Source organism: Pseudomonas putida, from assembly GCF_050990305.1.
Taxonomy (GTDB): domain Bacteria; phylum Pseudomonadota; class Gammaproteobacteria; order Pseudomonadales; family Pseudomonadaceae; genus Aquipseudomonas; species Aquipseudomonas putida_AH.
This window is the reverse complement of record NZ_CP158817.1, coordinates 192,962-208,022: the sequence shown is the minus strand read 5'-3', so window position 1 is coordinate 208,022 and position 15,061 is coordinate 192,962. Positions and strand designations below refer to the sequence as shown.

12 protein-coding genes are annotated in these 15,061 nt (G+C 61.2%); 9 read left to right on the top strand and 3 right to left on the bottom strand.

Annotated features, from left to right (window positions below; genetic code table 11):
* The first annotated feature begins 91 nt into the window (after positions 1–91).
* The 8 genes from ABTV22_RS00965 to ABTV22_RS00930 all read left to right on the top strand — a co-directional run bounded on the left by ABTV22_RS00965 (position 92) and on the right by ABTV22_RS00930 (position 8,227).
* Entirely contained in the window at positions 92–1,333 is a 1,242-nt protein-coding gene (locus tag ABTV22_RS00965) for an SfnB family sulfur acquisition oxidoreductase (RefSeq protein WP_433738136.1), read from the top strand.
* Between the two features lie 23 nt (positions 1,334–1,356).
* Positions 1,357–2,550 carry an SfnB family sulfur acquisition oxidoreductase gene (locus ABTV22_RS00960; RefSeq protein ID WP_433738134.1) on the top strand — a complete coding sequence of 398 codons (1,194 nt, stop codon included), beginning with the start codon at positions 1,357–1,359 and terminating at the stop codon, positions 2,548–2,550.
* Entirely contained in the window at positions 2,550–3,908 is a 1,359-nt protein-coding gene (locus tag ABTV22_RS00955) for an LLM class flavin-dependent oxidoreductase (protein ID WP_433738133.1), read from the top strand. The genes ABTV22_RS00960 and ABTV22_RS00955 overlap by 1 nt, the downstream gene beginning before the upstream one ends.
* Before the next feature lie 120 nt (positions 3,909–4,028).
* Positions 4,029–4,838: a MetQ/NlpA family ABC transporter substrate-binding protein gene (locus tag ABTV22_RS00950; protein WP_433738132.1), complete on the top strand. Its 810-nt coding sequence runs from the start codon at positions 4,029–4,031 to the stop codon at positions 4,836–4,838.
* 2 nt (positions 4,839–4,840) lie between these two features.
* Positions 4,841–5,962, top strand: coding sequence for a methionine ABC transporter ATP-binding protein (locus tag ABTV22_RS00945; protein WP_433738131.1), 1,122 nt, complete (start codon positions 4,841–4,843; stop codon positions 5,960–5,962).
* Positions 5,952–6,596 (top strand): methionine ABC transporter permease, encoded by a 645-nt coding sequence (locus tag ABTV22_RS00940; RefSeq protein WP_433738130.1) that lies wholly within the window; start codon positions 5,952–5,954, stop codon positions 6,594–6,596. Before ABTV22_RS00945 ends, ABTV22_RS00940 begins: the two co-directional genes overlap by 11 nt.
* Before the next feature lie 474 nt (positions 6,597–7,070).
* Positions 7,071–7,424: a DUF6124 family protein gene (locus ABTV22_RS00935; protein ID WP_433738129.1), complete on the top strand. Its 354-nt coding sequence runs from the start codon at positions 7,071–7,073 to the stop codon at positions 7,422–7,424.
* A 173-nt stretch (positions 7,425–7,597) separates the two neighbouring features.
* Positions 7,598–8,227, top strand: coding sequence for a class I SAM-dependent methyltransferase (locus ABTV22_RS00930; RefSeq protein ID WP_433738127.1), 630 nt, complete (start codon positions 7,598–7,600; stop codon positions 8,225–8,227).
* A gap of 123 nt (positions 8,228–8,350) precedes the next feature.
* Here ABTV22_RS00930 and ABTV22_RS00925 read toward each other — a convergent pair whose 3' ends face one another.
* The 3 genes from ABTV22_RS00925 to ABTV22_RS00915 are packed head-to-tail and all read right to left on the bottom strand — an operon-like array spanning position 8,351 to position 13,568.
* Positions 8,351–11,404 (bottom strand): efflux RND transporter permease subunit, encoded by a 3,054-nt coding sequence (locus tag ABTV22_RS00925; RefSeq protein WP_433738126.1) that lies wholly within the window; start codon positions 11,402–11,404, stop codon positions 8,351–8,353.
* Complete coding sequence (locus ABTV22_RS00920; RefSeq protein WP_433738125.1) at positions 11,401–12,468, bottom strand: efflux RND transporter periplasmic adaptor subunit; 1,068 nt, start codon at positions 12,466–12,468, stop codon at positions 11,401–11,403. Before ABTV22_RS00920 ends, ABTV22_RS00925 begins: the two co-directional genes overlap by 4 nt.
* The gene (locus tag ABTV22_RS00915) at positions 12,465–13,568 is read right to left on the bottom strand and encodes an efflux RND transporter periplasmic adaptor subunit (protein ID WP_433738124.1); all 1,104 of its coding nucleotides are present in this window, start codon (positions 13,566–13,568) and stop codon (positions 12,465–12,467) included. Before ABTV22_RS00915 ends, ABTV22_RS00920 begins: the two co-directional genes overlap by 4 nt.
* A gap of 193 nt (positions 13,569–13,761) precedes the next feature.
* Between ABTV22_RS00915 and ABTV22_RS00910 the strand changes: the two genes are divergently transcribed.
* On the top strand, positions 13,762–14,922 hold the full coding sequence (locus ABTV22_RS00910; protein ID WP_433738123.1) for an AAA family ATPase: 1,161 nt from the start codon (positions 13,762–13,764) through the stop codon (positions 14,920–14,922).
* Positions 14,923–15,061 lie beyond the last annotated feature (139 nt).

Below are 15,061 nucleotides of genomic sequence, written 5' to 3'. Positions count from 1 at the left end.
CTTCCATAAGATGTGAGGTAGGTATGGTCCGGAACACAATCACCCCAGTGCAGATCGCCAGGGCATTGCGTGTCGCCAAGGAGTGGCACTGATGTCCAGTCTGGCAGATGCAATCGTCCAGAGTGATCTGGATATCGCCCCATTGTTGTTGCCCGCACAAGTGCTGCGCAACGACGCACAAGCCATCAAGGCCGCCCAGGAGCTGGCGCAAGTCGCCCGCCTGCAAGCGGCCAAACGTGACCAGCAGCGCAAGCTGCCGTGGTCGGAAATCGAACAATTCACCCGCAGCGGCCTGGGCAGCATTGGCATCCCGCGCGAGTACGGCGGGACGCAGGTTTCGTTCGTCACCCTCGCCGACGTTTTCGCGATTATCTCCGCCGCCGATCCGGCGCTGGGGCAGATCCCGCAGAACCAGTTCGGCATCCTTAATCTGGTGCTCGGCTGCGCCACCGAAGCGCAGAAAAAGCAGCTGTTCAAAAGCGTGCTCGAAGGCTGGCGCATCGGCAATGCCGGGCCGGAACGCGGCACCAAAAACACCCTGGAACTCAAGGCGCGCATCACCGCCGACGGCGACGGCTTTGTGCTCAACGGACAGAAGTTTTACTCCACCGGCGCGCTATTCGCCCACTGGGTTGCGGTCAAGGCGCTCAACGACGACGGCAAGCAAGTGCTGGCCTTCGTACGTCGCGGCACGCCGGGGCTGCGGATCGTCGATGACTGGTCCGGCTTCGGTCAGCGCACTACTGCCAGCGGCACGATATTGCTCAACAACGTGCGAGTCGACGCTGAGCTGGTGGTGGATAACTGGAAGATCAACGACCAGCCCAACACCCAGGGCGCCGTTTCACAGCTGATTCAAGCGGCCATCGACGCGGGTATCGCCCGAGGCGCCATCGATGACGCCATCGAGTTCGTGAAGACCCGCGCGCGGCCGTGGATCGACGCCAACGTCGAACGGGCCAGCGACGACCTTTACGTGATCGCCGACATCGGCAAGCTGAAGATCGAGCTGCACGCCGCCGAAGCCCTGCTGCGCAAGGCCGGGCAAGTGCTCGACCAGGTGCACGCCGCGCCCCTCACTCCCGAGTCCGCCGCCCGCGCGTCGATCGCCGTGGCCGAAGCCAAAGTGCTGACCACCGAGATCTCGTTGCTGGCCAGCGAAAAGCTCTTCGAGCTGGCCGGCAGCCGCGCCACCCTCGCCGAATTCAACCTCGACCGCCACTGGCGCAACGCCCGGGTGCACACATTGCACGACCCGGTGCGCTGGAAGTACCACGCGGTGGGCGCCTATCACCTGAACGGCACTTTGCCGGCTCGCCATTCCTGGATCTGACGACCAGACATCTGGAGAAGCTAATGACTCTTTCCCAACACGTCGCGGTCATCACCAGCGATGAGCAAGCCCTGATCGTCGCCAGCGACCTGGCCGAAGACTTCAAACGCGACAGCGCCCTGCGCGACCGCGAACGCCGCCTGCCGCACCCGGAGCTGGAAGTGTTTTCCCGCTCTGGCCTGTGGGGCATCAGTGTGCCGAAGGCATACGGCGGCGCCGGTGTTTCCAACGTCACCCTGGCCAAAGTCATCGCGCTGATCGCCCAGGCGGACGGCTCCCTCGGCCAGATCCCGCAGAACCATTTTTATGCCCTGGAAGTGCTGCGGGTGAACGGCAGCGAAGAACAGAAAAAACGCCTGTACGCTGAAGCGCTTGCCGGTCAGCGCTTCGGCAATGCGCTGGCGGAACTGGGCACCAAAACCGCCCACGACCGTGTCACCCGCCTGACCCGGGATGGTAGTGGTTATCGCATCAACGGCCGCAAGTTCTACGCCACCGGTGCAATCTACGCCCAGCGCATTCCGACGTCGGTGGTTGATGAATACGGCGTGCAGCAACTGGCCTTCGTCCCTCGCGACAGCAAAGGCCTGACGGTGATCGACGACTGGAGCGGCTTCGGCCAGCGCACCACCGGCAGCGGTTCGGTGGTGTTCGAAGATGTCTTCGTGTCTGCCGAAGACGTGATTCCGTTTCAAAGCGCCTTCGAACGCCCGACCCCGGTCGGCCCGCTGGCACAGATTCTCCACGCCGCCATCGACACCGGCATCGCCCGCGCCGCCTATGAAGATGCGCTGCACTTCGTGCGCACCAAAACCCGGCCATGGATCGACGCCACCCACGACATCGCTATTGAAGATCCGCTGACCCTCAAGAGCTTCGGCCACTTGAGCATTCGCCTGCACGCCACCGAAGCGCTGCTGGAACGAGCCGGTGAATACCTCGACCAGGCCCAGGCCGACACCAACGCCGAGACGGTCGCCGCCGCCTCGATTGCCGTCGCCGAAGCCCGGGCCATCAGCACCGAGATTTCCCTCGCCGCCGGCACCACCCTGTTCGAACTGGCCGGCAGCCAGGCGACCCTGCGCGAACACGGCCTTGATCGCCACTGGCGCAACGCACGGGTGCATACCCTGCACGACCCGGTGCGCTGGAAGTATCACGCTGTCGGCAATTACTACCTCAACGATGAAAACCCGCCACTGCGGGGGACCATCTGATGAGCGCGCCCAAGAAAAAAATCCTGCTCAACGCGTTCAACATGAACTGCATCGGGCACATCAACCACGGCCTGTGGACACACCCACGGGACAACTCGACTCAATACAAGACAATCGAATATTGGACCGAACTGGCGCAGCTGCTGGAGCGTGGGCTGTTCGACGGTTTGTTCATCGCCGACATCGTCGGGGTCTACGACGTCTACCAGAACTCGGTGGACGTGCCGTTGAAAGAGTCGATCCAGCTACCGGTCAACGACCCGTTGCTGCTGGTCTCGGCCATGGCCGCCGTCACCAAAAACCTCGGCTTCGGCCTGACCGCCAACCTCACCTACGAGCCGCCGTATCTGTTCGCCCGGCGCATGTCGACGCTGGACCATCTGAGTCGCGGCCGGGTGGGCTGGAACATCGTCACCGGCTACCTCGACAGCGCCGCCAAGGCCATGGGCCTGAGCGAACAGGTCGAGCATGACCGTCGTTACGACCAAGCCGACGAGTACCTGGAAGTGCTCTACAAACTCTGGGAAGGCAGCTGGGAAAACGGCGCGGTGCTCAACGACCCGCAGCAACGCATCTACGCCACGCCCGAAAAAGTGCACAAGGTCGAGCACAAGGGCGAGTTCTATCAGGTCGAGGGTTATCACCTGTGCGAACCCTCGCCACAACGCACGCCGGTGCTGTTCCAGGCAGGTGCTTCCGATCGCGGCTTGCTGTTCGCCGGGCGCCACGCCGAGTGCGTGTTCATCAGCGGCCAGAACAAACCGTCGACCAAAGTGCAGGTGGACAAGGTGCGCGCCAGCGCCGTGGAGTCCGGACGCAATCCCGAAGACATCAAAGTGTTCATGGGCCTGAACGTGATCGTCGGGGCCACCGAAGAGCTGGCCTGGGCCAAGCACGCCGAGTACCGCCGCTACGCCAGTGCCGAAGCGGGCGTGGCGCATTTCTCGGCGTCCACCGGGATCGATTTTTCCCAGTACGCCATCGACGAACCGATCCAGTACGTGAAGAGCAACGCCATCCAGTCCGCCACCAAGCACCTGCAAAACAACGACTGGACCCGCCGCAAATTGCTCGACCAGCACGCCCTCGGCGGGCGCTACATCACCGTGGTCGGCTCGCCCGAGCAAGTGGCAGATGAGCTGGAATCGTGGATCGCCGAAACCGGCCTGGATGGCTTCAACCTGACGCGCGTCGTCACGCCGGAAAGCTATGTGGATTTCATTGAGCTGGTGATTCCGGAGTTGCAGCGGCGAGGGTCGTACAAGACGGCTTACGACGATGGCAGCTTGCGGGAAAAGCTGTTTCGCGAAGGGGCGTATTTGCCTGAGCAACATACCGGGTCCGCTTACAGGCGCTAAAAGCATCGCCAGCAAGCCGGCTCCTACGAGAACAACGCGATCCCCCTGTAGGAGCCGGCTTGCTGGCGATGAAACCCGAATAAACACCACAAATTTTATGCACTGACTGGAAACCCGATCATGACCAAAAACTACCTATCTCACCCAGTCAAAGCACTGGCCCTGGCCCTCGGCCTCTTCAGCTCCGCCACCTTCGCCGCCGACCCGGCGCTGAAAATCGGCACCACCGCCGCCTTCGCCATTCCGCTGGAAGCGGCCGTCGAGGAAGCCGGCAAACAAGGCCTGAAAGTCGAGCTGGTGGAGTTCACCGACTGGATCGCTCCCAATGTCAGCCTCGCCGCCGGCGACATCGACGTGAACTACTTCCAGCACATCCCGTTCCTGGAAAACGCCAAGTCCGCTTCCGGTTTTGACCTGGTGCCGTTCGCGCCGGGGATCATCAATAACGTCGGCCTTTACTCGAAAAAATACAAAAGCTTCGACGAGCTGCCAGAAGGCGCCAGCGTGGCCATCGCCAACGATCCGATCAACAGCGGCCGTGGCTTGCAGCTGCTGGCCAAGGCCGGTTTGATCACCCTCAAACCAGGCGTTGGCTACAAAGCCACCGAGGACGACATCGTCGCCAATCCGAAGAAAATCAAGATTCTCCAGGTCGAAGCGGTGCAACTGGTACGTGCCTATGACGACGCCGATCTGGTCCAGGGTTACCCCGCCTACATCCGACTGGCGAAGACTTTCGATGCCGGTTCCGCGCTGCTGTTCGACGGCCTGGATCACAAGGAATACGTGATTCAGTTCGTCATTCAACCGAAGAGCAAAACCGACCCGCGCCTGATTAAGTTCGTCGACATCTACCAGCACTCGCCCGCTGTCCGCGCCGCCCTGGATAAAGCCCACGGCAAGCTCTATCAAGCCGGTTGGGAGAGCTGAGCATGACGGCTGCCACGCAACTGCGACTGGAAATTCCAGCGCCTAAGCAAGCGATACACACCGAACTGCACCCGGACCTGAACCACGCCCACGTGCGCTTCATCAACCTGGGCAAAACCTACGACGGTCAGCAAGGCCCGGTGGCCGCGCTGCACGGCATCGATCTGGCGATCCAGCGCGGTGAAGTGTTCGGCATCATCGGCCGCAGCGGCGCCGGCAAGTCGTCGCTGATCCGTACCATCAACCGCCTCGAACAACCGAGCAGCGGCCGAGTGCTGATCGATCAGGTGGACATCGGCGAGTTCGATGAAGACCGCCTGGTGGCACTGCGTCGGCGCATCGGCATGATCTTCCAGCACTTCAATTTGATGTCGGCCAAGACCGTTTGGCAGAACGTCGAATTGCCGCTGAAAGTCGCCGGTGTGCCGAAGGAAAAACGCGATCAAAAGGTTCGTGAACTGCTGGATCTGGTGGGCCTGGAAGCCAAGCACAAGGCCTATCCTTCGCAGCTCTCCGGCGGGCAGAAACAGCGGGTCGGCATCGCCCGCGCGCTGGTTCACGACCCGGCGATCCTGCTGTGCGACGAAGCCACCTCGGCGCTGGACCCGGAGACCACGCAATCGATCCTCGGCCTGCTGCGCGAGATCAACCGACGCCTGGGCCTGACCATCATTTTGATCACCCATGAAATGGCGGTGATCCGCGAGATCTGCGATCGCGTGGTGGTCCTCGAACGTGGACGCGTGGTCGAGCAAGGGCCGGTGTGGGAAGTCTTCGGCAACCCCCGGCATGAGGTTAGCAAGACCTTGCTCGCGCCGTTGCAGCATGCCCTTCCTTCCGAGCTGCAAAACCGTTTGCAGGCGCAACCACAGTCTTCGGAGGACGCTGTGGTGCTGCGCCTGCAATTCACCGGAACGGCGCAGGACGAACCGGACATCGCCGCCCTGTTCGCCGCTCTCGGTGGCCGCGTGCGCCTGCTGCAAGGCGGCGTGGAGCGGATTCAGGGCCATGCGCTGGGGCAATTGCTGTTGGCGGTGACGGGTTCGTCGTTGGGCGCGGAAGAATTACGTCAACGCGCCGGCCAATGGGCGCAGCAAGTGGAGGTGTTGGGTTATGTGGTTTGATCGCTTGCTGCAAGGTTTCGTCGACACGTTTTTGATGGTCGGCGTGTCGTCGCTGATCGCGCTGCTGGCGGGCATTCCGCTGGCGGTGATCCTCGTCACCAGTTCCAAGGGCGGCATCTACGAAGCCCCGACGGTAAACCGCGCACTGGGTGCGTTCGTGAATCTGTTTCGCTCGGTTCCGTTCCTGATCCTGATGGTGGCGTTGATTCCCTTCACTCGGCTGATCGTCGGCACCACCTACGGCGTTTGGGCCGCCGTGGTGCCGCTGACCATCGCCGCTACGCCGTTCTTTGCGCGGATTGCCGAAGTGAGTTTGCGCGAGGTGGATCACGGCTTGATCGAAGCGGCACAGGCCATGGGTTGCCGGCGCCAGCACATTGTTTGGCATGTGCTGTTGCCCGAGGCGCTGCCGGGGATTGTCGGGGGGTTCACCATTACGTTGGTGACGATGATCAACTCGTCGGCCATGGCCGGAGCGATTGGTGCCGGTGGGTTGGGGGACATTGCGTATCGGTATGGCTATCAGCGCTTTGACAGCCAGATCATGCTGACGGTGATTGTGTTGCTGGTGGCGTTGGTGGCGGTGATTCAGTTGGGTGGGGATCGGTTGGCGCGGGGCCTCAACAAACGTTAATCCCGGTAACCCCGTACTTGTAGGAGCGAGCATGCTCGCGATGGACGTTAACGATAACGCGGGAAACCTGATTCCCCACGGCGCTCTCAGGTTTTTCGCGAGCATGCTCGCTCCTACAGGAGAGGCGATCCTGTCGATATTTCGTACAAGAGTTTCAGTAATTCCGAAGGTCGAATCCCTTTCCTTTGCAGGACATTTCCTAGATCATTTCGCCCGCTTGCGCCTGCCAAATCCGGTGGCTAGTCTCGGCCGGTCACTGCTCATCAGTGATCGGGTTTAGTAGCCCCGGACAATAGGTGCATAGCAATTCCATGCTCGGCAGTTCTTGCCGCATGCAAAATGGTAGCTGTGCGTGGGGCATCTTCGGATGCACCGGTTTTCCTATTGACCGGCCTACTACCTGCGCACAGCCACCACCCAATCGCTTAGTAGGCGGTAAGTGATGGCTCCCATGCAGCAATAGGAGCAACACTCATGGAAAAATCCGTTCCCGATCCACCCGAAAACCCTTCCAACGAATCCGTCACTGACGACCTACTCAGAGACCGTTCCGCCCTCTACCGCGCCATCGATTTCTACCTCACCGGCGATCAACCCTCACCACCGGATGAACTGCGGTTCTACAACGTCAGCAAGGACGTGAGTTTCGAAGACACCCAGCTCTACATCGCGGACTTGCTGCGCTGTGCATCGGTCACGGCCTATCAGTGTGGCGACCACCTCAAGGGCGCCGACCGGGCCATGGTGTTTTCGGTGTGGCATTTGCTGGAGATCGCCAAAGCGATGGTGGATCGGTCGATTGAGTGTTTGGGGATGAAGCAGGGCTGAGCCAGTACCACCGCCATCGCGGGCAAGCCTTGCTCCTACAGGTTTTGGGTCGTTCATGGGGTCGGGACGTACCAATACCCTGTAGGAGCAAAGCTTGCTCGCGATGGGCTGCGCAGCAGCCCCCGGCGCCATGGCGTATATTCGGAAGATATCAATCGCCTGCGCAGCCCACCATGAAACAGACCCCCACCGACCTCGACCAGATCACGTCCACCACCCTGGCCCATTACAACTCGGTGGCCGAGAGCTTTCGCGAAGGCACCCGTGACCACGATGTCAGCCAGAACATCGACGCGCTGTTGCGGCACATCCAGGGCGAGGCGCCGTTCGACATTCTCGACTTTGGCTGTGGGCCGGGTCGTGATTTAAAAACCTTCACCCGCATGGGCCACAAGGCAGTCGGTCTCGATGGTTCGGAGAAACTCGCGCAGATGGCGCGCGAGGACAGTGGTTGCGAAGTCTGGCAGCAGGACTTTCTGAAGCTTGATCTGCCCGCCGAGCGTTTCGACGGGATTTTCGCCAATGCGGTGTTGTTTCACGTCCCGCGCCAGGAATTGCCTCGGGTGTTGAAGGAACTGCGTGCAGCGTTGAAACCCGGTGGCGTGCTGTTCAGTTCCAATCCTCGTGGCGAGAATCAGGAAGGCTGGAACGGGCCGCGTTATGGGGCGTATCACGATCTGGCGGCGTGGCAGCAGCTGCTGACTGAGGCAGGGTTTGTGGAGCTGGAGCATTACTACCGGCCGGCGGGATTGCCGCGGGAACAGCAGCCTTGGTTGGCGAGTGTTTGGCGTAAATCGGCGTAGCCCATTCGGACGCCATCGCTGGCAAGCCAGCTCCCACAGGTACAGCGTCGGGCACAAAATATGTGAACGACGCAGAACACGGTGGGAGCTGGCTTGCCAGCGATGAGCGCGAAGCGCTCGCCTTTATGCGGCCTCTTTCTTCGGTTCGCGAATCTTGTACCAGGCCACATACAGCGCCGGCAGAAACAGCAGTGTCAGCAGGGTCGCGATGATGATCCCGCCGATCATCGCGTAGGCCATCGGCCCCCAGAACACTTCCCGGGCAATCGGGATCATGCCCAGGCTCGCCGCCGCGGCCGTCAGCAGAATCGGCCGACGGCGGTGCTCCGTGGCCTGCACCACCGCATCCCACTGTGAATACCCTTCGCTGACGAACGCATCGATCTGGGTCACCAGAATCACCGAGTTACGGATGATGATGCCGATCAGTGCCAGGATCCCCAGAATCGCCACGAAGCCCATGGGTGTTCCGGTTGGCACCAGCGCCAGCACCACGCCGATCAACCCCAGCGGCGCCACGCTGGCCACCAGGAACAGCTTCTGCACGCTGTGCAGCTGGATCATCAGAAAAGTGGCCATCAGGAACAGCATCAACGGCACGACCTTGGCAATCGGCCCCTGGGCCTTGCCGCTTTCTTCCACCGTACCGCCGGTGGCGACCGTGTAGCCCACCGGCAGCGCCGCCGCGAATTTGTCGATGTCCGGTTTGAGCAGGGTCACCAGGTCCGTTGGTTGGATGTCGCCCAACAGCGTGGCCTTGATGGTGATAGTCGGCTTGCGGTCACGGCGCCACACCAGCGGTTGCTCCAGTTCGTAGCGCACGGTGGCGAATGCCAGCAACGGAATCGAGATGCCGCCCGGTGTGAGTATCTGCAGGTTTTGCAGGGTTTCCGGCGAGCCACGCTCGGCATCTATCGCACGGCCAACCACGTTGATCAGGTAGATGTCATCGTCGACCTGAGTCACCGTCGAGCCGCTGACGATGCTGTTCATCAAGTTCGCCACGTCCTCGGACGACAGGCCGAGCTGACGCGCCTTGTCCTGGGCGATGTCGATGCGCAATACCTTGCCCGGCTCGTTCCAGTCGTAAATGATCTCGCCGATGTGCGGGTTCTTGTCCAGCTCGGTGGCCAGGTCGATGGCGTGCTTGCGCACTTGATCGATGTCCTTGCCGCTGACCCGGTATTGGATCGGCCGCCCCACCGGCGGGCCCATTTCCAGCGCCTGCACGTAGCTGCCGATACCGACGAAGTCCTTGCGCAAGCGCTCGCGCAGGCGAGCACTGAGGGCTTTGCGGGCCTCGAAGTCCTTGCTGACGATCACCAGCTGCGCGTAGTACGGGTTCTGCAATTGCTGGTCGAGTGGCAGGTAGAAACGGATCGCGCCCTGACCGATGTAGGTGCTCCAGCGCACGATGTCCGGATCGCCCTTGAGCGTCGCTTCGAGCTTGTCCACCGCCTTGCGGGTTTCCTCGATGGAGGCGTTTTGCGGCAGGTTCAGGTCCAGCAGAATTTCCGGGCGATCCGAGGACGGGAAGAACTGGTTCTGCACAAAGCGCATGCCCAGCACCGACAGCACGAACAGCAACACCGTGATGCCGATGGCCCACCAGCGATTGCGCATGCTCCACAACAGCCCCGCATTGAAGGCCCGGCCCAGACGCCCGGGCTCCTCTGAATGCGGTTTCACCTGGGTGCTGAGGATGTGCACGCCGATCACCGGAGCGAACAGCACCGCGACAATCCACGACACGATCATCGCCACGGCAATCACCGCGAACAGGGTGAAGGTGTATTCGCCGGCAGAGCTGGCGTTCAACCCGATCGGCACGAAACCGGCGACCGTCACCAGGGTCCCGGTGAGCATCGGAAACGCGGTCGAGGTGTAGGCGAACGTCGCCGCCTGATCCTTGGTGTCGCCCAATTCCAGGCGCGAGACCATCATCTCCACCGTGATCATCGCGTCATCCACCAGCAGGCCCAGGGCGATGATCAGCGCGCCGAGGGAGATCCGTTGCATGGTGATGCCGCTGTATTCCATGAACACGAATACCATCGCCAGCACCAGCGGAATCGAGCACGCCACCACCAACCCGGCGCGCAAGCCAAGGCTGATAAAACTGACCACCAGCACAATCACCACCGCTTCGAACAGCGCACTGGTAAAGCCACCGACGGCCTCTTCCACCACCTGTGCCTGGTCGGAGACGGTGTGCACGCCGACACCGACGGGCAAGTCGGCGGTCAGTTCTGTCATGCGCTGGTGCAACGCCTTGCCGAAGGCCTGAATGTTGCCGCCACTCTGCATGGCAATCGCCAGGCCGATGGCCTGCTGGCCGTTGTAGCGAAACTCCGGAGACATCGGGTCGACATAACCACGACGGATCTCGGCGACATCGGCCAGGCGATAGAAGCGGTCGTTGAGCCGCAGGTTGACGCTGGCCAGGTCTTTTTCGGAGGCGAACTGACCGGAGGTGCGCACGGAAATCCGTTCCGGCCCCGCTTCGATCACCCCCGCCGGGGTCACTGCGTTCTGCCCTTGCAGGCTCTGCAATACCTGGCGTTCGTCAATGCCCAGCGCTGCCAGTTTGCGCGTGGAGAAATTCAGGTAGAGGACTTCGTCCTGCTGACCGATCATCTCGATCTTGCCCAGCCCCGGCACATCACGGATCTCGGCCCGGGCTTGTTCGACATAGTCACGCAACTGGCGCATCGACAAGCCGTCAGCCGTAAACGCGTAGACCGAACCGAACACATCACCGAACTCGTCGTTGAACGACGGTCCCTGAATACCCTGGGGAAACTGGCCCTTGATGTCGCCGATTTTCTTGCGCACCTGGTACCAGATTTCCGGGATGTCCTTGGCCTTGGTGGTGTCGCGCAGGTTCACGTAAACCGTGGATTCGCCGGGACGGGTGTAGCTTTTCACGTAGTCGAGTGAGTCGAGTTCTTCGAGTTTTTTCTCGATGCGGTCGGTGATTTGCTTGAGGGTTTCTTCCTGGGTCGCACCGGGCCAGCGGCTCTGGATCACCATGGTCTTGATGGTGAACGACGGGTCTTCCTCACGCCCCAGGTTCATGTACGAGAACACGCCCATCAGCAGGCCGACGAACATCAGGTACCAGACAAACGACTGATGTTTAAGCGCCCATTCGGATAAGTTGAAACTCCCTTTCATTGCGCGCTTTCCTCATCGACTTTCACTTTTTGCCCCGGTTTGAGGCTGTTCACACCGGCACTGACCACCCGCTCGCCAGACTTCACTCCGCCCGCCAACACCACGCTGGTTTCGGTGCGGCTGACGACGCTGACGTCCCGCGGCGATACGGTTTGCGACTGTGTATCGACGACCCAGATCCGGGTTTTACCCTCGACGTCCTGCAAGGCGTTCAGGGGCAGTTCAATACGCGGCTTGACCGTCGAGCTCAGGGTCACGCTGATCGCCGTGCCCAGGCGAAATGCGCTCGGTGTTTCGTCCAGGGTCAGGCGTGCACGCCGGGTGCGGGTCGCGCTTTCAGCCTGGGGTTCGATTTCCCGCACGGTGGCCGTGGTGTTGATTTGCGGGTTGAGCTGCGAGGCAACTTGAAACACCACGTCCTTGGGCAATTGATCGACCAGGGTGTCCGGCAAATCAATCACCGCTTCCTTGATGTCCGGTTGTGCCAGGGTCACCACTTGCTGGCCGGCGGTGACGGTTTGCCCGGCTTCGGCATTCCACGCGGTGACCACTGCCTTGTGGTCGGTGCGCAACTCAACATAGTTGAGTTGATCCCTGGCCTGATTGACCGAGGCCTTGGCCTGATCGAGGGAGGCCTGGGTGGTTTTCAGATCAGTCAGCGCGGCATCGAGTTGCGCCTGGGAGCCTACGCCACGGTCGAACAATTCCTGTTGTCGCCGCGCGTTGGCCTGGGCGTTGATGAATTGCGCCTGGATACTGGCCAGATCGCCCTCGGCCGAGCGCAATTGGTTTTGCTGGTCGGTAGGGTCGAGGGTGGCGAGTAATGCGCCTTTTTCGACTTCGGCGCCGACGTCAACGCTACGGCTGGCAATGCGTCCCGGCACCCGGAAGCCGACATTGCTTTCATAGCGGGCCTGGATGCTGCCGGCGAAACGCCCGAGGTTCTCCTCACCCTGTACCTGGACCTTGATCGACAACACCGGGCGTATCGGCTCCGGCGGCGGTTCTTTCTTTGAGCAGGCCGCCAGCATCAGACCGGCCAGTATCAGTAAAAGAGGCTTCATGGCTTCGCCTCCGTGGCCAGTTCTTTGTAGGTGTTTTCGGCGACTTCCACCGCCACGCCGGGGTGCAACAACTGGCCTCCGGCGATGACGACTTTATCGCCCTCGTTCAGGCCCGCGCTGATGATGACTTTGCCGGTCAGGTAGCGACCGACAGTGACAGGATGCAGTTGTGCCTTGCCCTCCCCGTCCACCAACCACACGGCCGGCTCGCTTATTTTTTTGGTCAGCGCCGACCATGGCAATTGCACGGCGGCTTTGCCACGGGTCGTGCCGGTGGCACTCACCACCGAACCCAGCTGCATGCCTTGCGGCAAACTGTCGAGAGTAACTTTGACTTGCACCGTGCCGGTCTGCTCGGACACCGCCGGGGTGACTTCACGTACGGTACCCATGGTTTTGATCGCCGGGTTATCGAGCAGGCTGATCACTACCCTCCTGTCGTCAGGCGGTTCGGCCAGCAGCGACTCATAGACGTTGAACACTGCGTCGCGATCACCGTCCTGGGCCAGGCTGAAAATCGGCACCGTGGCTTGCACCACTTGGCCGACTTCCGCCTGACGCGCCGTAATCACACCCGGCGCATCGGAAGTCAGCGCGGTGTAGCTCAATTGCTCCTTGGCATTGGCCAGTTGTGCCTGAGCCGCCGCCAGCGAGCTCTGGCTGCTGCGCAACGCCGCTTGTGCAGAGTCGTATTCACTTTGACTGGTGTAGCCTTTGGGCAGGAGCTTTTGCTGGCGCACGAACGCAGCGGAGCTCTGTGTCACCTTGGCCTGTTCGGCCACTACCTGAGCCTGGGCCGAGTCGACGTTGGTTTGCAGGTCCTTGGGGTCGAGCCGGGCGAGCACCTGCTTCGCCGCAATCCGATCACCGACATCGACCGTACGCTGGATGATCTTGCCGCCGACACGAAACGACAGTTCGGTCTGCACACGCGCCTGTACATCGCCGGTCAACGTGACGCTGGCAGCGTAGTCAGCTAGCTTGACCTCTTGTACGAACACCCGTGGCCTATCCTTCACGACCGGTTTCTCTTCACTGCAAGCACTCAGCAAGGCCAACAGGCTCAAACCCAGCACCATTTTCAATCCGGGACCAGCCATGCAGACTCCTTTGCGTTTAACGGGCGTAATTCGCCTGTCAGCTTAGAACAGGGAACAGCCTTCGACCGCGCAAATTATGCATTTGCTTCTGTAGGAGCTGCCGCAGGCTGCGATCTTTTGCCTTTAAATGATTAAGATCAAAAGATCGCAGCCTGCGGCAGCGCCTACCTGAAGCAATTCAGAGAATTATTTAATGCTCAAAACCCTCGCGGTGGCCAATTACCGCTCGATCAACAAACTGGTCATTCCACTGGGCCGGCTGAACCTGATCACCGGTCCCAATGGCAGCGGTAAATCCAATCTCTACCGTGCATTGCGCCTGCTGGCGGAAACCGCTCAAGGTGGGGTGGTCAATGCCCTGGCCCGCGAGGGTGGGCTGGATTCGACGTTCTGGGCCGGACCGGAAACCCTCACGCGGCGCATGCGCAACGGTGAAGTCCCCATTGAAGCCACCGTGCGTCACGGCGTGAAGCGCCTGCGCCTGGGGTTCGCCGGTGAGGATTTCAGCTACTCGATTGCCCTGGGGCTGCCGGAGCCGAGCCGATCCGCGTTTTCCCTCGACCCGGAAATCAAGAAGGAATGCATCTGGTCCGGGCCGTTCTACCGCCCGGCCAGTCTGTTGGTGGATCGCGATGGTCCGATGATTCGCGCCAGGGCCGACCGCAGCTGGGAGGTGCTGGCGCAACACACGCCGAACTTCGACAGCCTGTTCGATCAGGTTGGCAGCCTGCGGACCTCGCCGGAAGTCCTGCAGATGCGCGAGTTCATTCGCCGCTGGCGCTTCTACGATCACTTTCGCAGCGATGCCGACGCACCGGTGCGCCAGCCTCAACTGGGCACCCGCACGCCGGTCCTGCATCACGATGGACGCGATCTGGCAGCGGCGTTGCAAACCATCATCGAAATCGGCGACCCCGAGGCCTTGCAGGCCGCCATCAGCGATGCGTTTCCCGGTGCACGGCTGCACATCCAGCCGCTGGCTGGCGGGCGGTTTGCGATCGAGTTTTATCAGGAAGGTTTGCTGCGGCCGTTGTCGGCGGCAGAGTTGTCCGACGGGACGTTGCGTTATCTATTGTTGGTAGCGGCGCTGTTGACGCCCCGGCCACCGACGCTGATGGTGCTGAACGAACCGGAAACCAGCTTGCACCCGGACCTGTTGCCGGCATTGGCGAGGTTGATTATCCGAGCGTCCGGGCAGTGTCAGGTGTGGGTGGTGTCCCATGCGCGGCGGTTGATTTCGGCGTTGCAGGAGGACCCGGAATGCAATTGCATCGTGCTGGAGAAAAACCTCGGGCAGACCGGGATCGTCGGACAGCGGGTGCTGGATGAGCCGGCGTGGTACTGGCCGGATTGATTTCAAGCACTGAAAAGATCGCAGCCTGCGGCAGCTCCTACACGGCGATGCTGGGTTTGCCGGGGCGACGTAAGACGACTATTTTCCCCTGCGCCGTAGGAAGGATCTTTTTTTCAAATTGCCCCTCCAAGGACGGACC